Here is a 22171-nt window from a genome sequence, read left to right on the forward strand (position 1 = left end):
GCGAGGGCAGGTTAACGCATGGGCGGTGCCGGGCGGCCACCGCGGGCGGGGCGGCGCCGGCGGCGCTGGCCCCGGCTCACCAACACCCAGGCCAGCAGCACGGGCACACCGAGCGCCGCCAGGGCGCACAGCAGGTGCAGCCAGTCATCGGCCATGGGCGGCGTCCAGCGCCAGGTTGAGCGCCAGCACGTTCACGCGCGGCTCGCCGATCAGGCCGAACAGCAGCGGCTGCTCCGTATGCTGCCCCACCAGATCCACCAACTGCTGCGGCGCCAGGCCGCGCAGGCGGGCGATGCGCGGCGCCTGGTACAGGGCGGCGGCGGGGCTGATGTGCGGGTCCAGCCCGCTGGCCGAGGCGGTGACCAGATCGGCGGGCACGGGCGCCTGGTTGCCGGGGTCGGCCGCGCGCAGGGCTTCGATGCGGGCCCGGACCGCGTCGACCAGGGCCGGGTTCAGCGGGCCCTGGTTCGACCCCGAGGAAGCCGCCGCGTTGTAAGCCATGGGCGCCGTGGCCGACGGCCGGCCCCAGAAATGGCGGGGGTCGCTGAAGGACTGGCCGATCAGCGCCGAGCCCACGACGGTTTCGCCCTGCACGACCAGGCTGCCCGCCGCCTGCTGCGGGAACACGGCGCGCGCCGCGCCGGTCACGGCCAGCGGGTAGACGATGCCGGTCAGCACGCTCAGCAAGGCAAACAGGGCCAGCACCGGGCGCAGCAGCGCGTGGCGCTGGCTCGGGCCTTGGTTGGGGTTGAGGTTGTTGTTCATCTCCGGCTCCTTCACACCAGGCCGCTGGCGGCCAGCAGCATGTCAATCAGCTTGATGCCCACGAAGGGCACGACCAGCCCGCCCAGTCCATAGACCGCCAGGTTGCGGCGCAGCAGCGCAGATGCGCCGACGGGCCGGTAGCGCACGCCCTTGAGCGCCAGCGGGATGAGCACGACGATGATCAGCGCGTTGAAGATCACGGCGCTCAGGATGGCCGAGGACGGGCTGGCCAGATCCATGACGTTCAGGGCGCCCAGGTGCGGATAGGTGCCCATGAAGATCGCCGGGATGATGGCGAAGTACTTGGCCACGTCGTTGGCGATGGAGAAGGTGGTGAGCGAGCCGCGCGTCATCAGCAGCGCCTTGCCGGTCTCCACCACCTCCAGCAGCTTGGTGGGGTTGGAGTCCAGGTCCACCATGTTGCTGGCCTCCTTGGCGGCCTGCGTGCCGCTGCCTATGGCCACGGCCACGTCGGCCTGGGCCAGCGCGGGCGCGTCGTTGGTGCCGTCGCCGGTCATGGCCACCAGCCGGCCTTCGGCCTGGTACTGGCGGATGAGGCGCAGCTTGTCCTCGGGCGTGGCCTCGGCCAGGAAGTCGTCCACACCGGCCTCGGCCGCGATGGCGGCGGCGGTGAGCCGGTTGTCGCCCGTGATCATCACCGTACGGATGCCCATGCGCCGCAGCTCGGCGAAGCGATCGCGGATGCCCGCCTTGACGATGTCCTTGAGCTCCACCACGCCCAGCACGCGCGCGCCCTCGGCCACGGCCAGCGGCGTGCTGCCCCGGCGTGCCACCGCGTCGGCGGCCTGGACCACCTCGGGCGGCAGACGCCCGCCCAGCGCCTCAACATGGTGGCGCAGCGCCTCGACGGCGCCCTTGCGCAGCAGAACCCACTCACCCGCCCCGCCCTTCGCGGCCGGCAGGTCGGCCCCGCTCATGCGCGTCTGGGCCGTGAAGGGCACGAACAGGGCCCCCGGCACCGGCTGCGAGGTCACGCCCTCGCGCCGCGCCAGCTCGACGATGCTGCGCCCCTCGGGCGTTTCGTCGGCCAGCGAGGCCAGCAACGCCGCCTGCGCCAGCTGCGCCTTGTCGACGCCCGGCGCGGGCAGGAAGGCACTGGCCTGCCGGTTGCCGTGGGTGATGGTGCCGGTCTTGTCCAGCAGCAGCACGTCCACGTCGCCCGCGGCCTCCACGGCGCGGCCCGAGGTGGCGATGACGTTGGCCTGCATCATGCGGCTCATGCCCGCCACGCCCACAGCCGACAGCAGGCCGCCGATGGTGGTGGGGATCAGGCACACCAGCAGGGCCACCAGCGCCGTCAGCGACACCACGGTGCCCGCGCCGGAAGCCTGCACGCTGAAGACCGAATAGGGCAGCAGCGTCACGGTCACCACCAGGAACACGATGGTCAACGCCACCAGCAGGATGGTGAGGGCGATCTCGTTGGGCGTCTTACTGCGCTTGGCGGCCTCCACCATGCCGATCATGCGGTCCAGGAACGACTCGCCCGGGTTCACGCCAATGCGCACCACCAGCCAGTCGGACAACACCCGCGTGCCACCGGTCACGGCGGAGAAGTCGCCGCCCGACTCGCGCACCACCGGCGCCGATTCGCCGGTGATGGCGCTCTCGTCCACCGAGGCCACGCCTTCGATCACCTCGCCGTCGAGCGGGATCATGTCGCCGGCCTCGACCAGCACCACGTCGCCCTTGCGCAGGTCGGTCGCCTGCTGGGGCAGGAAGCCGCTGTCGCGGTGTACGCCCTTGAGCTTCTTGGTCCAGGTGTCCTTGCGCAGGCTGCGCAGCGACGCGGCCTGGGCCTTGCTGCGCCCCTCGGCCAGGGCCTCGGCAAAGTTGGCGAACAGCACGGTGAACCACAGCCACACCGCCACCGCCAGGACGAAGCCGGCGCCCATGCCTGTGTCGCCGGGAGCGTTGAGCGTGTTCAGCCACAGCAGCGTGGTGAGGATGCTGCCGACATAGACGACGAACATCACCGGGTTGCGCCACTGGGCGCGCGGGCTGAGCCTGGCGAAGGCGCCGCGCAGCGCCGGCCGCAGCAGGGCGGGATCGGCAAGCGAAAGATTTTTTTGCATCGAAGTCATGGTTGACTCACTTCCAGAGCATCAGGTGCTCGACCACCGGCCCCAGGGCCAGCGCCGGCACATAGTTCAGCAGGCCCACCAGCAGCACGGTGCCGACCAGCAGCACCACGAACAGCGGGCCGTGCGTGGGCAGGGTGCCGGAGGTGACCGGCAGGCGCGGCTTGCCCGCCAGCGCCCCGGCCAGGGCCAGAACCGGCACGATCACGGCGAAGCGGCCCAGCCACATGGCCACGCCCAGCATGGCGTTGTAGAAGGGGGTGTTGGCCGACAGCCCGGCGAAGGCGCTGCCGTTGTTGTTGGCCGCCGAGGTGAAGGCGTACAGCACCTCGGAGAAGCCATGGGCCCCGGGGTTGGCGACGCCGGCGCGCCCGGCCGTGGTGCTCACGGCCACGGCCGTGCCCAGCAGCACCACCAGCGGCGTGACGAGGATGATGAATGACACCAGCTTCATCTCGAACACCTCGATCTTCTTGCCCAGGTACTCGGGCGTGCGGCCGATCATCAGGCCGGCGATGAAGACCGCCAGCACGGCGAACACCAGCATGCCGTACAGCCCCGAGCCCACGCCGCCAAAGACCACCTCGCCCAGCTGCATGAGCACCAGCGGCACCATGCCGCCCAGGGGCGTGAGCGAGTCGTGCATGGCGTCCACGGCGCCGCACGAGGCGGCGGTCGTCACGGCCACGAACAACGCCGTGCCGGAGATACCGAAGCGCAGCTCCTTGCCTTCCATGTTGCCCAGGGCCGGGTCCACCCCCAGCGCCGTCAGCAACGGATTGCCTGCGCGCTCCGCCCAGGTGACGGCCACCACGGCGGCCACGAAGATCACCGCCATGGCGGCCAGGATCGCCCAGCCCTGGCGGCTGTCGCCCACCGCCCGGCCGAAGGCGAAGCACAGCGCCGCGGGGATCAGGAAGATCGCCAGCATCTGCGCCAGGTTGGCCAGCGCCGTGGGGTTCTCGTAGGGGTGGGCCGAGTTGGCGTTGAAGAAGCCCCCGCCGTTGGTGCCCAGCAGCTTGATCGCCTCCTGCGAGGCCACGGGCCCCATGGGCAGCGTCTGCGTCTGCGTGCGCAGCTCCTGCACCACCGGCTGGCCCGCCGCGTCGAGCAGCGGCTGGCCGTCGGCGCCGGTCTGCGGCGCCAGGTAGGTGGTGGCCTCGACGGTCGCCACCCGGTGGTAGCCATCGAAGTTCTGGATCACGCCCTGCGACACGAAGAAGAGGGCGATCACGAAGGCGATCGGCATCAGCACCCACAGGGTGATGCGCGTGAGGTCCACCCACACATTGCCGACGGCGCCAAAACGCGTCCCCGCGGCCGGACGGCCCTCGCCCCGCCCGGCAAAACCACGCACCAGCACAAAGGCCACTGCAATGCCGGTGGCCGCCGACAGGAAGTTCTGCACCGCAAGGCCCAGCATCTGGCTGAGGTAGCTCATGGTGCTCTCGCCCGCGTAGCCCTGCCAGTTGGTGTTGGTCACGAAACTGATGGCCGTGTTGAACGCCGAGTCGGGCGCCACGGCGCCGAAGCCCTCGGGGTTCAGCGGCAGCCACCCCTGCAGGCGCTGCAGGCCATAGAGGGCCAGCGCACCCAGCGCGTTGAAGACCAGCAGTGCCAGCGCGTAGGCGCGCCAGCCCATGGATTCGTCCGGACGCACGCTAGCCAGCCGGTACAGCGGCGCCTCGGCCCGCAGCAGCCAGCGCGGCAGGCGCCCGTCGATAAGGGCCGCAAGCCAGCGGCCCAGAGGCCAGGCCAGCAGGGCCAGCAATGCCAGAAACAGGGCCAGCAGGCCCCAGGAAGAGGTGTTCATGGTCAGAACTCCTCGGCGCAGACCAGCGCGAACACAAGGTAGGCCATCAGGAGGACGGCCAGCAGCCCTCCCAGGCCGTAAAGAACTTCGAGCGCCATCACACCGGCTCCCCGCGCGCCCGTCCCAGGCGATCCAGGCCCACGGCCAACTGCGCCACTGCCAGCCAGAGCAAGCCCAGCCCGGCAACCCATACGATGTCCATACAACACACTCCTGCCAATCCAAACAGATGACAGGCAGTCTCCCGAAGGGCGCATCAAAACGGGGTAGAAAGGCCTCGGCGGCCTGTAAAAAAAGTGTCAATGGCCGGCAGGCCGGGCCACCGGCGCGGTCGCCCAATTCGCGGCTGGTGGGCAGGGGGGCCGCCTGCCCGGTAAAATTGCAGGTTTACCCTTACAGCCCCTTCCGGAACCGCCCCGATGGCCAATTCTCAACAAATGGCGAATGCGATCCGCGCACTCGCAATGGATGCCGTTCAACAAGCCAACTCGGGCCATCCCGGTGCCCCCATGGGTATGGCCGACATGGCCGTGGCGTTGTGGGGCCAGCACCTGAAGCACAACCCCACCAACCCCCAGTGGATGGACCGCGACCGTTTCGTGCTGTCCAACGGCCACGCGTCGATGCTGCTGTACTCGCTGCTGCACCTTACGGGCTATGACCTGCCCCTGCAGGAGCTGAAGAACTTCCGCCAGCTGCACAGCAAGACCGCCGGCCACCCCGAGCACGGCATCACCCCCGGCGTGGAGACCACCACCGGCCCGCTGGGCCAGGGCGTGACCAACGCCGTGGGCTTCGCGCTGGCCGAGAAGCTGCTGGCCGCCGAGTTCAACCGCGAAGGCCACGCCGTGGTGGACCACCACACCTACGTGTTCCTGGGCGACGGCTGCCTGATGGAAGGCATCAGCCATGAGGCCGTGGCTCTCGCCGGCGCGTGGAAGCTCAACAAGCTCATCGCGCTGTACGACGACAACGGCATCAGCATCGACGGCCAGGTGGCGCCCTGGTTCATCGACAACACCCCGCAGCGCTTCATGGCCTGCGGCTGGAACGTGATCGACGCCGTGGACGGGCATGACGTGGAAGCCGTGGCCGCCGCCATCGGCCAGGCCAAGGCCAGCGCCGACAAGCCCACGCTGATCGTCTGCAAGACCGCCATCGGCAAGGGCAGCCCCAACCGCGCCAACACGGCCAAGGCCCATGGCGAGCCCCTGGGCGCCGAGGAAATCAACCTCACGCGCGCTGCCCTGGGCTGGTCGCACGAGCCCTTCGCGATCCCCGAGTCGGTGTACGCCGACTGGGATGCCAAGGCGGCCGGCCAGGCCGCCGAAGCCGAGTGGACGCTGCGCTTTGCCGCCTACGAGGCCGCCTACCCCGAGCTGGCATTCGAGCTGTCGCGCCGCATGGCTGGCGACCTGCCCAAGCACTTCGCCCAGGTGGCGGTAGACACCGTGGTGGCCGCGCACACCAAGGCCGAGACCGTGGCCAGCCGCAAGGCCAGCCAGATCGCGCTGGAAGCCTTCACCGCCGCACTGCCCGAGCTGCTGGGCGGCAGCGCCGACCTGACCGGCTCCAACCTCACCAACACCAAGAGCACGCCCGCGCTGCGCATGGAAGCCAACGGCGCCGTGGCCAAGACCGAGGCCGGCCAGGTGGGCCGCCACATCAACTACGGCGTGCGCGAGTTCGGCATGGCGGCCATCATGAACGGCCTGGCGCTGCACGGCGGCTTCATCCCCTACGGCGGCACCTTCCTCACGTTCAGCGACTACAGCCGCAACGCCATCCGCATGGCCGCGCTGATGAAGCAGCGCGTGATCCACGTGTTCACGCACGACTCCATCGGCCTGGGCGAGGACGGCCCCACGCACCAGTCGATCGAGCACGCCGCCAGCCTGCGCCTGATCCCCGGCCTGGACGTGTGGCGCCCCGCCGACACGGCCGAGACCGCCGTGGCCTGGAGCGTGGCCCTGTCCAACCGCGACAAGCCCACCGCGCTGCTGCTGTCCCGCCAGAACCTGCCCTACGCGTCCAAGAGCGACCTGGGCGACATCTCGCGCGGCGCCTACATCCTCTCCGAGCCCGCCGCCGTGGGTCTGAAGAAGAAGGCCCAGGCCGTGATCATCGCCACCGGCTCCGAAGTGCAGCTGGCCCTGGCCGCGCAGCAACTGCTGGCCGCCAAGAAGATCGCCGTGCGCGTGGTCTCCATGCCCAGCACCACCACCTTCGACCGCGAGGACACCAAGTACAAGCGACTGGTGCTGCCCGCCGGCACGCCGCGCATCGCCGTCGAGATGGGCGTGTCCGACTTCTGGTGGAAGTACGGCTGCGCCGCGGTGGTCGGCATCGACACCTATGGCGAGTCGGCCCCGGCCGGCGTGCTGTTCAAGCACTTCGGCTTCACGGCCGAGAACGTCGCTGACACGGTGCTGGCCGCGCTGCAGCGCGCGCGCTGATCCCTCCCGGTTCTCGTTTTTTGCAATCCATCCATCCCTAGAGGCTCACACCATGACGATCAAGATTGGCATCAACGGCTTCGGCCGCATCGGCCGCAACGTACTGCGCTCGGCCGTGCAGAACTTCTCCGACATCGAAGTCGTTGGCATCAACGACCTGCTGGAGCCCGAGTACCTCGCGTACATGCTGCGCTATGACAGCGTGCATGGCCGCTTCAAGGGCGAGGTCTCGGTCGAGGGCAACACGCTGATCGTCAACGGCAAGAAGATCCGCCTGACGCAGGAGCGCGACCCCGCCAACCTGAAGTGGAACGAAGTCGGCGCCGACATCGTGATCGAGTCCACCGGCCTGTTCCTGGACAAGGCCAGCGCCGAGAAGCACATCGCTGCCGGCGCCAAGAAGGTGCTGATGTCGGCCCCGTCCAAGGACGACACGCCCATGTTCGTGTTCGGCGTGAACCACGCCACCTACGCCGGCCAGGCCATCATCTCCAACGCGTCCTGCACCACCAACTGCCTGGCCCCCGTGGCCAAGGTGCTGCATGACAAGTGGGGCATCAAGCGCGGCCTGATGACCACCGTGCACGCCGCCACCGCCACGCAAAAGACCGTGGACGGCCCGAGCAACAAGGACTGGCGCGGCGGCCGCGGCATTCTGGAAAACATCATCCCCAGCTCCACCGGCGCCGCCAAGGCCGTGGGCGTGGTGATCCCGTCGCTGAACAAGAAGCTGACCGGCATGTCCTTCCGCGTGCCCACCTCCGACGTGTCGGTGGTGGACCTGACGGTGGAGCTGGAGAAGGAAGCCAGCTACGACGAGATCAAGGCCGAGATGAAGGCCCAGTCGCAGGGCGCGCTGAAGGGCGTGCTGGCCTATACCGAGGACAAGGTGGTGGCCACCGACTTCGTGGGCGAGACCCACACCTCGGTGTTCGACGCCGACGCCGGCATCGCCCTGGACAAGACCTTCGTGAAGGTCGTGGCCTGGTACGACAACGAGTGGGGCTACTCCAACAAGTGCCTGGAGATGGTGCGCGTGATGGCCGGCAAGTAAGCCGCAGCCTCCGCCGCTCACAGAGAACGCGCCTTCGGGCGCGTTTTTTATGTCAAATATGCCTCTGGCGCTTATCCATCAAGCGCAGGTAGCTATTTATTCAATAGCAAAGCACGCCCACGGCCGGCACCCCATACTTGCGGCATGACCACCTCCCCCGCCCTCCCCACCGCCGCGGACGTGCTGCGCTTCTGGTTCGACGAGGCCACGCCGCAGCAATGGTTCGCCAAGGACGCCGCGTTCGACGCCGCCATCCGCACCCGCTTCGCCGCGCTGCATGCGCAGGCCGCGCAGGGGGAGTTGTGGCACTGGCGCGGCGATGCACAGGGCCGCCTGGCGGAAATCCTGGTGCTCGACCAGTTTTCGCGCAACCTGCACCGCGACACCCCCGCCGCCTTCGCGCAGGACGGCATGGCCCTGGTGCTGGCGCAGGAGGCCTTGGCACAGGGTCTGGACGCGCGGCTGGAGCCTGCGCAGCGCGCCTTCCTGTACATGCCCTACATGCACAGCGAGTCGCCGCGCGTGCAGGAAGAATCGGTGCGCCTGTTCACCGCGCTGGGCAACCCGGGCAGCCTGCACTTCGCACATGCGCACCGGGACATCATTGCGCGCTTTGGCCGCTATCCGCACCGCAACGCCGCGCTGGGCCGCGCCAGCACGGCCGAGGAGCTCGCCTTCCTGCAGCAGCCGGGCAGCAGCTTCTGAAGGCAAAAGGCCGCAGGAGCCAACGCCCCTGCGGCCTTGTTTATGTTGCAGCGCCCTACTGTCGGGCGCCGGCAGCTATTGCATCAATAGCGCCCGCTCACTCCGCCGTGCGGATGGTGTCGCGGCCGTTGCGGTCCTTGGCGCGCTCGATGTCGTCGCCCAGCGCGCGCACCAGCTTCTCCACGGCCGCCGTGAAAGCATCGGCCACCTTGGCCGCCTCGGCACGCGCTGCCACAGGCTGGCGGCCAGCGGGGCGCACCTCGATCACGCAGCGCTTGTCGGCCGCGCCGGACTTGCCACCGTCCACGTCGGACAGGAACACCTCCACGCGCGTCACGTGCTCGCGAAAGCGCGCCAGCTTGGCGGTGGCTTCTTCCTGCACCCAGCGGGCCAGCGATTCGCCGCCCTGGATGTGGTCGTCGGTATGCACCTGGATCTGCATGTTTTCTCCTTCGTGAAGTGGATGGGTCGATGGGGCGGACGGTAGCGCCCCTCGTCTTCATCATGCCCCAGTAAGCGCCTGCACGCTTGATTCGCATCAAGCAAAACGCACAGCCGCGCTCTGCGGCTCGTTCCTACAGCGTGCGGGCAAGCGCGGTGTTACAACTGAGCCGATGACTGTCCTGCCGCCCTGGCTACAGCCCGACCGCATGCCGTCGGTGACGCCCTCCCAGCCGCGCCTGAAGATCGGCCTGTCCGCGTGCTTTTCGCATGCGGACCCGGGCCGGCCGCTGTTCACCAACAAGACCCTGCAGTACGTGGAGCAGTCCATCGCGCACTGGATCATGTCGGCCGGCGCGCTGGTGGTGATGGTGCCCTGCCCGACGGGCGAGACCGCGCGCGGCGACGTCACGCTCAAGCACTATGCCGAGTGGCTCGACGGCGTGGTGATGCACGGCGGGGCGGACGTCTGGCCCGGCAGCTACGGCGAGGTGCCGCTCAAGGACGCATGGCTGGGCGATCGCGTGCGCGACCTGTACGACCTGGCGGTGGTGGAGGCCTTCGAGCAGGCCGGCAAGCCCATCTTCGGCGTGTGCCGCGGGCTGCAGCTCATCAACGTGGCTTTTGGCGGCACGCTGTACCAGGACATCGAGACCCAGCACCCCGGCGCGCTGCAGCACCGCAACCCGAGCACCTACGACCAGCACTTCCACGAGGTGGACATCGTGCCCGGCACGCGGCTGGCGCGGCTGTACCCGGAGCAGCCGCGCGTCACCGTGAACAGCATCCACCACCAGGGCATCAAGAACCTGGCGCCCGGCTTCGACATCGAGGCCTGGAGCTACCCCGACGGCGTGCCCGAGGCGATACGCCGCAACCCGAGCCACGGGCGCGGCTACATCGCGGCGACGCAGTGGCACCCGGAGTTCCGCGCCAGCGCGGCCGTCACGCTGGACGACTCGCCGCTGCTGCACGACTTCCTGGCCGCCTGCAGCCGGGCGCGCGTGCTGCCCCGGCCCGGCCACAGCCCGCTGCAGATCCGCGACCGCGCGGAGCGCCTGCTGCGCCGCGCATTGCTGCGCAGGCGTTAGCCCAAATGACCGCTGGCGCTTGATAGACAAGCGCTGACAGCTATCAATAACGCAGCATCAATGGTGGTGCCCGTGCCCGCCATGCACATGGCGGTGGGCGATCTCCTCGGCCGTGGCGGCGCGCACCTCGGTCACCTTGCAGGCAAAACGCAGCGCCTTGCCGGCCAGCGGGTGGTTGCCGTCCAGGTGCACCACGGGGCCCTTGATCTTGACCACGTGGAACATCTGCGGCTGGCCGTCGGCGTCGGGGCCCTGCAACTGGCCGCCCACCTTCACGCCGGGCGGGAACTCACTCTTGGGGATGGTGCGCACCAGGCTCTCGTCACGCGCGCCGAACGCGTCCTCCACCGCCAGATCCAGCGTGACGGCATGGCCCGGGGCCTGGCCTTCCAGCGCGGCCTCGACCTTGGGGAAGATGTTCTCGTAGCCGCCGTGCAGGTAGGCCACATTGCCGGCATCGAGCGGCTTGCCCGTGGCGGGATCGGTGACGCGGTAGCTGAGCGTGACGGCGGTGTCTTGGGTAATGTTCATGGCTTGGTTTCCGTGGAGGGCGGCGGCGCGGGCAGGCGCCGCCGCAAGGCCGCCATTGTCCCGCACACGCCAAGGCCACGCGGGCGGCCGGGCCGGCCGCCGTGCAGGCGTTCAGGCCTGCGGCACCTCGTCCTGCGCGCTGCCCGGGTGGCGCGCAAAGCGCCGGGGGGCGCTGCCGTGCACCGGGTCGCTCGCGTCCCAGGGCCAGCCGCCGAACTGCGTGCGGCGAAAGTCCTGCATGGCCTGCATGATTTCCTGCTGGGTGTTCATCACGAACGGGCCGTACTGCACCACCGGCTCGCCGATGGGACGGCCCTGCAGCAGCAGGCATTCCACGGTGTCGCCGCCGGTGTTGACCAGCTCCAGCGCCCGATCGGCCGCCACCTCCAGCGCCGCGTGGCCGCCCTGGGGCTCGCCGGCGATCGAGAGCCCTTCGCCCACGAACCAGTACAGCATGCGGCGCGTGCCCTGTCCGCGGGCCGCCGGCAGCGTCCAATGCGCGCCGGGCTCCATGCGCAGCGTCCAGATGGCGACGTCGGCGTCCGCCTGCGCGGCCCAGGACTCGGGGGGCGGCGGCAGCGGCGCACCGGCGCCGTCCAACGCGCCGGCGACCACCGTGACCGTGGTGCGCAGGCCGGCCGCGTCGGCATGCTCCAGGCGCGGGATGCGTTCGTTCCACAGCATGGTGAAGTGCGGCTGCACCATCTTGTGGCGCGCGGGCAGGTTCAGCCAGATCTGGAACAGCTCCAGCGGGTTGGGCGCGTCGGTGTTCAGCAGCGGGAACATCTCCGAATGCATGATGCCCGCGCCGGCGGTGACCCACTGCACGTCGCCGCCACCGAAGCGCGCGGCCGCGCCCAGCGAGTCGGCATGGTCGATCAGGCCCTTGCGCACCAGCGTGACGGTCTCAAAGCCCCGGTGCGGGTGGCCGGGAAAGCCGGGCACGTGCTCGCCGTGGTACATCGAAAAGCCGTCCTTGCGGCTGAAGTCGCTGCCCATCTGGCGCCCCTCCAGCGCCACCGCCTGCACGCCCATGGCGCCGTTGCCGGCGGGATAGGCGTCGTCATGATGGGCGCAGAACAGGAACGGATCGAGCGTGGGCCACAGTGGTCCCAGGGGCTGGGATTGCAGGACGGGACTGGCGCGGGTGTTCATGGGGTTCCTTTCCAAGGCCGGCGCGGCGACACGGCGCAGGCACTGTGCATCATGTGGGGACGGAAGGCCATTTGCCCAGCGGGCGCCGGCGCGACACTGCGGCCCATGCGTGGAACGATGGCAGCCCAATCTTCGAGCAAAAACCGTCGCAAAGGCAGTCGGGGTGAGCGCTGGCAGCTACTTTTTCATGAGCAACCTGGCGCCCTGTATGCGGGCCCGCAGCTCCCTCGGCGACGGCCCGCCGGCCCGGGGCACCTGCCTCGCGCCTTCAGCCCGGCGCGGAGTCCGCCAGCACCATCCACGACACGCCAAAGCGGTCGTTGACCATGCCGAACGCGGGCGAAAAGAAGGTCTTGGCCATCGGCGCCACCACCGTGCCGCCGTCGGCCAGCGCGTCGAACCTGCTGCGCGCCTCCACCTCGCTGGCCACCGAGAGCGTGAGCGAGATGCCGTTGAACACCGGGTGGCCGCCCGCCAGGCCGTCCGAGGCCATGAGGGTCGTCTCCCCCACGCGCAGCTCCGCATGCATGACCTTGTCGCCGGGCACGGCGGCCGACGCGGAGCATTCGCCCGCGGGCGGCTCGGGGCTGTCCCGAAAGCGCATCAGCAACTGCGTCTGCGCGCCCAGCGCCTGGGCGTAGAACGCCAGCGCCTCTTCGCAGCGGCCATCGAACATCAGATAGGGTTGGACTTGCATCGCGTTCTCCGCACAAAGGGCCGTGGGGTTGAAAGGCACCGCCTACGCCGCCGCGTCGATGGCGGGCCGGGCCTGTCCGCGCGGGTCCAGCGCCACCTGGATCTGCGGCGCCCCGCGCACGTCGGGGCGGGCGCGGTCGCCCAGGTCCTGCAGCGCGGTGAACTGCCCGTCCAGGTACAGGAAGGTGATGCTGGCGGCGATGTGGGCCAGCGCCTGCCGCGCATCGTCAAAGCCTTCGGCCTCCACGCGCCCGTCGCCATCCAGCTGGTAGGCCCAACCCTGCGCCTGCGGTGCGAGGGCGCCCAGGTCGATGAGCTTGTCGCGCACATTGCTGGCGTACACGCGCCCGCCCGACGCGTACAGCGTGAAGGTGTGGGCGGGGTGGCTTTCGGCCGGCGGTGGCGCGGCGTCGGTGGCGTCGGTGTGGGAGGGGCGAGAGGTCATGGCGGCGTCCTGGCGGTGGCAGGTGGGATGCCGCGCCACACATGGTGCGGCCCCGGCAGCGCCATCGTAGGCAGCCGGCCGCGCGCGGGCTGTAGGAAAACGCCGGGCGCTGCTGCTTTGCATAAAAAAGGCCTGCAGCGCCCGTCCATCAAGCGCTGACAGCTATGCAAATAGGAGCATCAACGCCGTCCGCGTCCCCACCACCAGCCCACCGCCAGGCCGACCACACCGAGCACCGCCACCACCGTGGCCGATCCCGCCATGCGCTGACGATGGCCGCCGTCGATGGAGGTCTGGTGCGAGGGGGCAAACAGATTGCCTTGGGTGAGCGGCGCGGGCGCTGCGCGGCGCAGCCCCAGGTCGCTGAACCAGCGCATGGCGCGCGCCGTGCCCTGCGGCGCCAGCGCATGCGCCACACGCCCGGGCATCGCGCCCAGGCCCAGCCAGGTGACGGCGCGCGGCTGGGCCGCATCGGCCAGGTCCACGATGGCCTGGGCCACCGCGCGCGGGTCCACCATGGGCAGCGGCGGGCGGATGCGCCGGCCCGTGTAGTTGGCGCCGTGCGACAGGCCCGGCGAATCGACGAACGTGGGCGCCACGTCGCACACATGCACCTGGGGCAGGTCGACCACCTCGGCGCGCAGGCTTTCGGACAGGCCGCGCAGGCCGAACTTGCTGGCCGTGTAGGCGGCCGCGTAGGGCGCGGGCACCCAGCCGCCCAGCGAGATCAGGTTCACCAGCAGGCCGTGGCCCTGCGCGCGAAAGCGCGTGAGCGCCGCGTGCGCGCCGTGCACGTGGCCCAGCAGGTTGGACTCGATCACGCGGCGGTGCGCGGCCAGCGGAACATCGTCAAAGCGCCCCACGGCTCCCACGCCCACGCCGTTGATCCACACATCGATGCGCCCGAAGTGGCGCACCGCCTTGTCGGCCAGGGCCTGCACCGCGTCGGCGTCGGTCACGTCGGTGGGAATGCCCAGCGCCTGCCCACCCTCGGCGCGGCAGGCCAGCGCCACAGGGGCCAGTGTGTCAGGGTTGCGCGCGGCCAGCACCAGGCGCGCGCCGCGGCGCGCAAACGCCAGCGCCGTGGCGTGGCCGATGCCGCTGGAGGCGCCGGTGATCACCACCACCGGATTGGGCGAGGACGCGAATACGCTGGACGGGCTGGCGGGCAAAGCTGTGGTCATGGTGCGGCGGGCCGCGCAGACGCTGCGCGGCGCAACGAAGGGCAAAACCCTATTTGTAACCGCGCTGGCGGCGCAACGGCGTAGGACAGCCGCCCTCGCGCGGCGCATTTGCATCCAAACAGCCCGCAGCGCTTGCGTATCCAGCGCGAAGCGCTATGAGTAGCGCAGCATTCACGACAGCGGCTTGGTGCCGAAGCGCACCAGCAACCCGCGCGGAGTGACGGTGATGCTCTCGGGCTGCAGGCCCATGCCGTCGGCCAGCGCCAGGTCTTTGTCGCGCAGCTGGTGCAGCACCACCTCGCGCAGCGACTGGTCGGCCAACTGCTGGCCGTAGCGCTGCAGCATGTCGGCGGCAGAGGGCTGCACACCGTCCAGGCGCAGCGCGTTCACATGCAGGTCGTGCGCGCGGATGGTGCGGTCGGTGGGTTCGTAGCGCAGGCCGAAGTCCACATCGAACGCGCCCGTGTATCGCCGCGCCTGCAGCAGCGCGCCGCTGGCCGCCACGTCCAGCACGGCGTTGAGGCGGTTGCGCTCGGGCAGCAGCGTGAGTTGCGGTGTCTGCAACTGCAGGTCCAGCAGCCCGCCCAGCGGGTAGCTGCGCGGGAAACGCTCGGCCAGCGCCTGCTGCAGCTGCTGGGTGCTGATGGTGTAGCTGGGCTGCGCGCTGGCACAGCCGGCGGCCAGTGCCAGGGCGGCGGTCAGTACGTGCGAGAGGGCGAGTCGGCGGTGCATGGCGTTGTCAGCGAAAGACTTGGCATTGTGCGCAGCGCCGCGGCCCGCGGTGCAACCAACTGCGTCAACCGGTGTGCTGCGGGCCGGCCAGCGCGCGCAGCTGCTGGTGCGCAGCGCTGTCCAGGTCCACGGGGCGCTGGTGCTTGGCCAGCAGGTAGCGCTCGCTGAACACGTCCAGCCAGGCCAGCAGCAACGCGGCCGCGTGGGTGTCGCCCGCCTGCGCCAGGCACAGCGCCGCCACCTCGGCGGTGCAGAAATGGTCGCTGCGCTTGGAGCGGCGCAGCCGGTAGCGCGAGGCCTCGTCGCTGTGCAGGCTCAGCACCGGGAAGCGGTCCAGATAGGGGCTTTTGCGGAACATCTTGCGCGCCTCGGGCCAGGTGGCGTCCAGCAGCACGAACAGCGGGCGCGGGCCCTGCGGCGCAGCGGCGGGCGCAGCCGCGTCGGCCTGTGGCGCCACGGCCTGCACCACGCGCGCGGCCTGGGCGAACTCACCCGGGAACACCACGTAGGGCTGCCACTGCGGGTCGGCCAGCAGCGCCAGCAAGGCGGGATCGACCTCGGTGCGCGCCCAGCCAAACGCGTGGGTGTCGGGCACCAGGTCGGCGATCAGCCAGCCCGTGTTGCTGGGCTTGAGCGGCTCGGTGTCCGCCATCAGCAGGCACATACCCGCGCGCACCGCGGGCTGCGGGCGCAGCGCGCACTGGCAGTGGCTCAGCGGCAGGCGGCAGCCCTCGCAACGCTCGCGGCGCGAGCCGCCGCGCGCCAGGAACGGCTTGGCGCTGCGGGCCAGGCGCGCGGCGCGCAGCAGGGAAACGGCATGGGGCATGGAAGGGCGGCGTGCGCCGCAACGGGCGCGCACAAGGGTCGGCAAGGCGGCGATTGTGGGGCATGCGCGCGGCGCGGCCGCCGCTTTCATCAGGGTAAGCCCTCGCATCGCGGCGCAACTGTTTTAGCCATTGAAATTTAAAACACGGTCTTTGACCAACCACCGCACCCACGCCTAAATTTCATGACAAATCACGTTTCATCCAAAGAAACACGCACCATGCCCCCCACCCCCTCCAGCGCACGCCCCAAGGCCGTGGTGAACCACCTGCCCGGTGGCAGCACGTCCACCGTGGAGCGCGCCATGCGCGTGCTGCGGGTGATGTCCGAAGGCGGCAACGCGCGCCTGACCGACATTGCCGCCGCGGCCGAACTGGACAAGGCCACCACACTGCGCCTGCTGGAGGTGATGGTGCGCGACGGCTTCGTCGCGCGCGATGCGCAGAGCAAGCAGTTCTCGCTGGGGCCCGAACTCATGGTGCTGGGCGCGGCCGCGCTGCGGCGCTTTGACCCGCGGCCGCTGGCGCGCCCCAGCCTGCTGCGGCTGGTGGGCCAGTTCGAGGACAGCGTGGTGCTGTCCATCCCCAGCGGCGTGGAGTCGCTGTGCATCGACGTGGAGGAAGGCACCTACCCCATCCGCGCCAACTACCTGCGCGTGGGCAGCCGCCGCCCGCTGGGCGCCGGGGCCGGCAGCCTGGCGCTGCTGGCCTGGATGCCCGAGGCCGAGCGCGAGGCGGCGCTGGAGATCCTCGCCAACCAGATGAGCCGCTACCCGCGCATCACGCCCGCGCTGCTGCGCGAGCGCATCGCCGACGCGCGCGAACGCGGCCACGTGGTGCTGCTGGACGTGGTAGTCGAGCGCATGGGCGGCATCGCCGTGCCCGTACTCGACCCCGAGGGCCGCCCCGTGGCGGCCCTGAGCATTGCCGCGCTGAACGAGCGCATCCTCGCGCGGGAAGCCGCCATGGCCCAGGCGCTGATGCGCGAATCCACCGTATGCCAGGTGCGCTGGTCCGAGGCCGTGCGCACCAGCCGCCGCCAGGCCGGCGCAGCCTCCCCCTCAAGAACCCTCCCGGAGACCCCGCGATGACCCCACCCTCCCCCGCCTACCTGCGCGGCGCGGGCAGCACACCCTTTGGCCGCCACGAAGGGCGCGGCGCGCTCGACCTGATGGCCGGCGCCGCGCACCAGGCGCTGGCCAGCGCCGGCCTGGCACGCGCCGACATCGACGGCGTGCTGTGCGGCTACGCCACCACGCTGCCGCACCTGATGCTGTCCACGCTGTTCTGCGAGCGCTTCGCACTGGCGCCGCACTACGCGCACAGCATGCAGCTGGGCGGGGCCACGGGCGCGGCCATGCTGATGGCCGCGCGCGAGCTGGTGCGCTCGGGCCGCTGCCGCAACGTGCTAGTAGTGGCGGGCGAGAACCGCCTCACGGGCCAGTCGCGCGACAGCTCCATCCAGACCCTGGCCCAGGTGGGCGACGCCGACTACGAGGTGCCCAACGGCGCCAGCGTGCCCGCGTACTACGCGCTGATGGCCTCGGAATACATGCACCGCACGGGCGTCACCAGCGCCGACCTGGCCGAGTTCGCCGTGCTCATGCGCGCCAACGCCGCGCGCCACCCCGACGCGCACCTGCGCACGCCCATCACCCATGCCGAGGTGCTGGCCGCCAAGCCCATCGCCGCGCCGCTGTCGCTGCTGGACTGCTGCCCCATTTCCGACGGCGCCATGGCGTTCGTCGTCTCGGCCGAGCCCGGCCCGCACGCCCCGGTGCGCCTGGCGGGCGCGGGCCAGGCACACCGCCACCAGCACCTCACCGCCATGGCCGACGTGATGCGGTGCGGCGCATCCGATGCCGCCGCCCAGGCCTTTGCCGAGGCCGGCCTGAGCCCTGCGGACATCGACTACCTGGGCATCTACGACTCGTTCACGATCACGCTGGTGATGCTGCTCGAAGAGATCGGCTTCGCGCCGCGCGCCGGCGCTGCCGCACGGGCCCGCGCGGGCGACTTCGCGCCCACGGGCGCGCTGCCGCTGAACACGCACGGCGGCCTGCTGTCGTTCGGCCACTGCGGCGTGGCCGGCGGCATGGCCCACACCGTGGAGGCGTGGCGGCAGATGACGGGCCAGGCGGGCGAGCGGCAGATCCGTGCGCCGCAACGCGCCTTCATCCATGCCGACGGGGGCGTGATGTCGTCCCACGTGAGCCTCATTCTTTCAACGGAGGGCTGACCGCCATGACCTCGCTGGCAACCTCTTTCAACGACGGCCTGCGCGCGGGCGTGGTGCGCTTTCAAAGCTGCGCCGCCTGCGGCCATGCCCAGACCCTGGCGCGCTACGCGTGCCAACGCTGCGGCCACGAGGGGCTGGACTGGCGCGCCGCCGCCGGCACCGCCACCGTGCGCGCCACCACGGTGGTGGCGCGCGCGCCCTCGGAGGACTTCCGCGCGCTGGCGCCCTACACGCTGGTGATCGTGCAGCTCGACGAGGGCCCGCGCCTCATGGGCCACGCGGCCGCGGGCGTGCAGATCGGCGAGCGCGTGCGCGCCGAATTCTTCGAGCACCTGGGCCGGCCGCTGCTGCGCTTCGTGGCAGATGAAGCAACACCCCCCTGAGACGCTTCGCGTCCTCCCCCCGCTCTCGCATTGCTGCGCAACGCGGGCAGGGGGACGCAGCCCTCGCTGCGGGGCGGCGCGGCCGGCCCAGGCCCTTGCTCGGCTGCCCTGGTTTCGGTTGCGCCAATTGCATCGGCCGCGCTTTTCATCCATCGACTGAAAGATCACAAGGAGACAAACCATGCCATTCACCTCTTTACACCGCCGCCGCTTCACGGGCCTGGCCTGCGCCGCGCTGTGCGCCGCCGCCACGCCCTTTGCCTGGGCCAGCGACTACCCGAACAAGCCCGTGAAGCTGGTCGTGCCCTACCCGCCCGGCGGCCCCACCGACATCGTGGCGCGCGTGGTGGCACAGAAGCTCCAGGAGCAGATGGGCCAGCCCTTCGTGATCGACAACCGCCCCGGCGCGGGTGCCAACATCGGCGCCGAAGCCGTGGCCCGCAGCCCCGCGGACGGCTACACGCTGGTGGTGGCCACCACGGCGCATGCCATCAACCCCTCGCTGTTCACCAAGCTCAACTACTCCATCACCAAGGACTTCGCGCCCGTCTCGCAGCTCACCAGCGGGCCGCTGGTCATCGTGACCCACCCCGCCACGCCCGCCAACAACGTGAAGGAGCTGATCGCGCTGGCCAAGTCCAAGCAAGGCGGGCTCAACTACGCGTCGTCCGGCAACGGGCAGTCCACGCACCTGTCGGCCGAGCTGTTCAGCGCGTCGGCCGGCGTGAAGATGGCGCATGTGCCGTACAAGGGCAGCGCGCCCGCACTCACCGACGTGATGGGCGGCCAGGCGGACCTGATGTTCGACACCATGCTCTCGTCCATGCCGCACGTGAAGGCCGGCAAGTTGAAAGCGCTGGCCGTGACCAGCAGCCAGCGCTCGCCCAGCGCGCCGGACATTCCCACGGTGGCCGAGTCCGGCCTGCCCGGCTACGAGGCCATCGCCTGGAACGGCGTGCTGGCGCCCGCGGGCACGCCCAAGGAGGTGGTGGACCGCCTGAACGCCGAGCTGAAGAAGGCGCTGGACAACCCCGAGGTGAAGCAGCGCTTTGAGGCCCAGGGCTTTGCCGCCGCCTGGAACACGCCCACCGCCTACGCCGGCTTCTTGCAGGCCGAGGTGGACAAGTGGGGCAAGGTGGTCAAGGCCTCCGGCGCCCGGATTGACTGAGGCCCGCTGAATGGCCGCGCCGCGCGCCACACGCTCGCCCCGCTGGGCGCTGCGGTGGCGGCGCGGCCGGCTTCAGGCCCCGGGCGGGTTGCCGCCGAGCTGGCGTGTGCTGGCTGCCTGCGCCGCGCCCCTGTCCCTGCCATTGCATTCCACGCCCCTGCCAGCGGCGGGGCGACTGAACGCCCAACGTCTCGCAACCCATCATGTCTGACCTTCTTACCTCCGCACTCAACCCCCGCTCGGTCGCCATCGTTGGCGCCTCCGAGAACATCCACAAGATCGGCGGCCGGCCCATCCACTACATGCAGCGCCACGGCTACCGGGGCACCATCTATCCCATCAACCCGGCGCGCGAGGAAGTGCAGGGCCACAAGAGCTACACCGGCCTGGCCGCGCTGCCCGAGGTGCCCGACCTGGCGCTGATCGCCGTGGGCGGCGACAAGACCGTCGCCGCGGTGGAGGAATGCGCCGCGCGCGGCGTGAAGTCCGCCGTGGTGATCGCCTCGGGCTTTGGCGAGACGGGCCCCGCCGGGCGCGAGCTGCAGGACCACATGGTGGCCACCGCGCGCGCCGCCGGCATGCGCCTGTACGGCCCCAACACGCAGGGCCTGGCCAACTTCGGCACGGGCGCCATCGCGGGCTTTTCCACCATGTTCATCGAGGTGCCGCCCATGGACGGCCCGGTGGGCATCGTGAGCCAGAGCGGCGGCATGAGCGCCATGGCCTACGGCCTGCTGCGCGGGCGCGGCCTGGGCGTGCGCCATGTGCACGCCACGGGCAACGAGGCCGACGTGACCGCGTCCGAGATGGCCTGGGCCGTGGCGCACGACCCCGACGTGCGACTGCTGCTGCTGTACCTGGAGAACATCGCCCACCCCGAGATGCTGGCCGCCACCGCCGCCTACGCGCGCGAGCGCGACCTGCCCATCGTCGCGGTGAAGGCCGGGCGGTCAGCCAGCGGGCAGAAGGCCGCGTCGTCCCACACGGGCGCGCTGGCCAACGAGGACCGCACGGTGGACGCGTTCTTCAAACACCACGGCATCTGGCGCGTGCGCGACCCGCATGAGCAGGCACGCGCCGCGCACGCCTACCTGAAGGGCTGGCGCCCCGAGGGCCGCCGCCTGGTGGTGATCAGCAACTCCGGCGCCAGCTGCGTGATGGGCGCCGACGCCGCCGAAGACATGGGCCTGTCCCTGGCGGAGCTGAGCCCCGCCACGCAAGCCGAAGTGGCCTCCAAGCTGCCGGGCTTTGCCACCGCCAGCAACCCCATCGACGTCACCGCCGCGCTGCTGTCCAACAGCGGCCTGTTCGGCGACGTGCTGCCCGCCGTGGCGCAGGACCCGGCGGCGGACCTGTTCTTCCTGAACATTCCCGTGGCCGGCGCGGGCTACGACGTGGACCGGTTCGCCCGGGACGCCGCGGCCTTCGAGGCCACGACGGGCAAGCCCGTGGCCGTGGCCGCGTGGCAAGAGAGCGTGGCGGCCCCCTTTCGCGCGCACGGCATCGCCACCTTCCCCAACGAGGGCGAGGCCATCGCCGTGCTGGCCCAGGTGGCCGGCCACACGGAACGGATGCGCCAGCCGCGCGCCACGTGGCCCGCATTGCCCCACGTGCAGGTGCCTGCCGGCGCACAGGGCTTTCTGAACGAGGTGGACAGCCTGGGCCTGCTGGCGCGCCACGGCGTGCCCACGGTGCCCATGCACCTGTGCCGTACCGCCGACGAGGCGCGCGCAGCGTTTGACGCCATCGGCGCGCCCGCGGTCGTCAAGGCCTGCTCGGCCGAGGTGCCGCACAAGTCCGAGCACGGGCTGGTGGCCCTCAGCGTGCAGACGCGCGAGCAGGCGGCCGAGCTGTTCGAGCGCTTCTGGGCCAAGATGGACGCGATGGGCGTGCAGCGCGACGGGGTGATCGTGGCGGCCACGCGCAAGGGCCAGCATGAGTTCATGGTCGGCGCGCGCATGGACCCGATCTTTGGCCCCGTGGTGGTGGTGGGCGACGGCGGCAAGTACGTGGAGGCGCTCAAGGACTGCGCCGTGCTGCTGCCCCCGTTCTCCGAGGCTGACGTGCAGGCCGCGCTGCGCACGCTGCGCATCGCCCCGCTGCTGGATGGCGTGCGCGGCGAGCCGCCGCTGGACGTGGCCGCCCTGTCGCGCATCGCCGTGGCCGTGGGCCAGGTGATCGCGGGTGCCGGCGGCGCCATTGCATCGCTGGACCTGAACCCGGTGATGGTGGGTGCCGCCGGCCAGGGCGCCGTGGTGGTGGATGCGCTGGTGGAAGCATCAAAAGCATAGCTGCTCGCGCTTGCCACATAAGCGCTAGAGCCGTTTTTGACCATGAACCGGCGCACTGGCCGGGGCGCGGCGCACGTCCATCCTGGTGCGTGCGCT

The 22171-nt window shown here is 70.6% G+C and carries 22 protein-coding genes; 9 read left to right on the forward strand and 13 right to left on the reverse strand.

The features are described 5' to 3' along the window. Positions 1-11 precede the first annotated feature (11 nt). The 5 genes from AC1PPL_RS08970 to AC1PPL_RS08990 are packed head-to-tail and all read right to left on the reverse strand — an operon-like array spanning position 12 to position 4781. Positions 12-155 carry a hypothetical protein gene (locus tag AC1PPL_RS08970; protein ID WP_157497510.1) on the reverse strand — a complete coding sequence of 48 codons (144 nt, stop codon included), beginning with the start codon at positions 153-155 and terminating at the stop codon, positions 12-14. Next, the gene (gene kdpC, locus AC1PPL_RS08975) at positions 145-765 is read right to left on the reverse strand and encodes a potassium-transporting ATPase subunit KdpC (protein WP_454536557.1); all 621 of its coding nucleotides are present in this window, start codon (positions 763-765) and stop codon (positions 145-147) included. The genes AC1PPL_RS08970 and kdpC overlap by 11 nt, the downstream gene beginning before the upstream one ends. An 11-nt stretch (positions 766-776) precedes the next feature. Next, complete coding sequence (kdpB, locus tag AC1PPL_RS08980; protein WP_047351177.1) at positions 777-2870, reverse strand: potassium-transporting ATPase subunit KdpB; 2094 nt, start codon at positions 2868-2870, stop codon at positions 777-779. 7 nt (positions 2871-2877) lie between these two features. After that, positions 2878-4680 carry a potassium-transporting ATPase subunit KdpA gene (gene kdpA / locus AC1PPL_RS08985; protein ID WP_047351176.1) on the reverse strand — a complete coding sequence of 601 codons (1803 nt, stop codon included), beginning with the start codon at positions 4678-4680 and terminating at the stop codon, positions 2878-2880. 2 nt (positions 4681-4682) lie between these two features. Further along, positions 4683-4781, reverse strand: coding sequence for a potassium-transporting ATPase subunit F (locus AC1PPL_RS08990; protein WP_084002077.1), 99 nt, complete (start codon positions 4779-4781; stop codon positions 4683-4685). 318 nt (positions 4782-5099) lie between these two features. Here AC1PPL_RS08990 and tkt point away from each other — a divergent pair, with 318 nt between their 5' ends. The 3 genes from tkt to AC1PPL_RS09005 all read left to right on the forward strand — a co-directional run bounded on the left by tkt (position 5100) and on the right by AC1PPL_RS09005 (position 8895). After that, a complete protein-coding gene (gene tkt / locus AC1PPL_RS08995; RefSeq protein WP_454536556.1) occupies positions 5100-7136 on the forward strand; it encodes a transketolase in 2037 nt (678 codons plus the stop codon). Between the two features lie 52 nt (positions 7137-7188). Next, positions 7189-8190, forward strand: a complete 1002-nt coding sequence (gap, locus tag AC1PPL_RS09000; protein WP_123675538.1) for a type I glyceraldehyde-3-phosphate dehydrogenase — start codon at positions 7189-7191, stop codon at positions 8188-8190. A gap of 144 nt (positions 8191-8334) precedes the next feature. After that, positions 8335-8895 (forward strand): DUF924 family protein, encoded by a 561-nt coding sequence (locus AC1PPL_RS09005; RefSeq protein WP_047351172.1) that lies wholly within the window; start codon positions 8335-8337, stop codon positions 8893-8895. A 97-nt stretch (positions 8896-8992) separates the two neighbouring features. Here the strand turns inward: AC1PPL_RS09005 and AC1PPL_RS09010 are convergent, their stop codons facing one another. After that, positions 8993-9337, reverse strand: a complete 345-nt coding sequence (locus tag AC1PPL_RS09010) for an HPF/RaiA family ribosome-associated protein (protein WP_015914545.1) — start codon at positions 9335-9337, stop codon at positions 8993-8995. Between the two features lie 172 nt (positions 9338-9509). Here AC1PPL_RS09010 and AC1PPL_RS09015 point away from each other — a divergent pair, with 172 nt between their 5' ends. Further along, positions 9510-10427, forward strand: a complete 918-nt coding sequence (locus AC1PPL_RS09015; protein ID WP_011807048.1) for a gamma-glutamyl-gamma-aminobutyrate hydrolase family protein — start codon at positions 9510-9512, stop codon at positions 10425-10427. Between the two features lie 57 nt (positions 10428-10484). Here the strand turns inward: AC1PPL_RS09015 and AC1PPL_RS09020 are convergent, their stop codons facing one another. The 7 genes from AC1PPL_RS09020 to AC1PPL_RS09050 all read right to left on the reverse strand — a co-directional run bounded on the left by AC1PPL_RS09020 (position 10485) and on the right by AC1PPL_RS09050 (position 15996). Next, positions 10485-10958: an FKBP-type peptidyl-prolyl cis-trans isomerase gene (locus AC1PPL_RS09020; protein WP_479973102.1), complete on the reverse strand. Its 474-nt coding sequence runs from the start codon at positions 10956-10958 to the stop codon at positions 10485-10487. A 111-nt stretch (positions 10959-11069) separates the two neighbouring features. After that, positions 11070-12113: a pirin family protein gene (locus tag AC1PPL_RS09025; RefSeq protein WP_088888166.1), complete on the reverse strand. Its 1044-nt coding sequence runs from the start codon at positions 12111-12113 to the stop codon at positions 11070-11072. A 268-nt stretch (positions 12114-12381) separates the two neighbouring features. Further along, on the reverse strand, positions 12382-12810 hold the full coding sequence (locus AC1PPL_RS09030) for a VOC family protein (protein WP_312844396.1): 429 nt from the start codon (positions 12808-12810) through the stop codon (positions 12382-12384). 42 nt (positions 12811-12852) lie between these two features. After that, complete coding sequence (locus AC1PPL_RS09035; protein WP_424295684.1) at positions 12853-13254, reverse strand: hypothetical protein; 402 nt, start codon at positions 13252-13254, stop codon at positions 12853-12855. 179 nt (positions 13255-13433) lie between these two features. Continuing rightward, positions 13434-14438, reverse strand: coding sequence for an SDR family oxidoreductase (locus AC1PPL_RS09040; RefSeq protein ID WP_015914548.1), 1005 nt, complete (start codon positions 14436-14438; stop codon positions 13434-13436). A 171-nt stretch (positions 14439-14609) separates the two neighbouring features. Beyond that, positions 14610-15170 carry a DUF1439 domain-containing protein gene (locus tag AC1PPL_RS09045; RefSeq protein ID WP_479973103.1) on the reverse strand — a complete coding sequence of 187 codons (561 nt, stop codon included), beginning with the start codon at positions 15168-15170 and terminating at the stop codon, positions 14610-14612. Between the two features lie 64 nt (positions 15171-15234). Then, the gene (locus AC1PPL_RS09050) at positions 15235-15996 is read right to left on the reverse strand and encodes a tRNA-uridine aminocarboxypropyltransferase (protein WP_172208876.1); all 762 of its coding nucleotides are present in this window, start codon (positions 15994-15996) and stop codon (positions 15235-15237) included. Positions 15997-16215: 219 nt separating this feature from the next. On the opposite strand from AC1PPL_RS09050, the gene AC1PPL_RS09055 reads away from it, so the two are divergent. From AC1PPL_RS09055 to AC1PPL_RS09075, 5 genes are all read left to right on the forward strand, one after another. Further along, entirely contained in the window at positions 16216-17085 is an 870-nt protein-coding gene (locus AC1PPL_RS09055) for an IclR family transcriptional regulator (RefSeq protein WP_103738415.1), read from the forward strand. Then, a complete protein-coding gene (locus AC1PPL_RS09060; RefSeq protein WP_015914551.1) occupies positions 17082-18233 on the forward strand; it encodes a thiolase family protein in 1152 nt (383 codons plus the stop codon). Before AC1PPL_RS09055 ends, AC1PPL_RS09060 begins: the two co-directional genes overlap by 4 nt. A 5-nt stretch (positions 18234-18238) precedes the next feature. After that, positions 18239-18616: a Zn-ribbon domain-containing OB-fold protein gene (locus AC1PPL_RS09065; RefSeq protein ID WP_479973104.1), complete on the forward strand. Its 378-nt coding sequence runs from the start codon at positions 18239-18241 to the stop codon at positions 18614-18616. A gap of 181 nt (positions 18617-18797) precedes the next feature. Next, entirely contained in the window at positions 18798-19784 is a 987-nt protein-coding gene (locus AC1PPL_RS09070) for a tripartite tricarboxylate transporter substrate binding protein (protein ID WP_479973105.1), read from the forward strand. Positions 19785-19987: 203 nt separating this feature from the next. After that, complete coding sequence (locus AC1PPL_RS09075; RefSeq protein ID WP_479973106.1) at positions 19988-22075, forward strand: acetate--CoA ligase family protein; 2088 nt, start codon at positions 19988-19990, stop codon at positions 22073-22075. Positions 22076-22171: the final 96 nt, after the last annotated feature.

Source organism: Diaphorobacter sp. B2A2W2 (assembly GCF_056730635.1).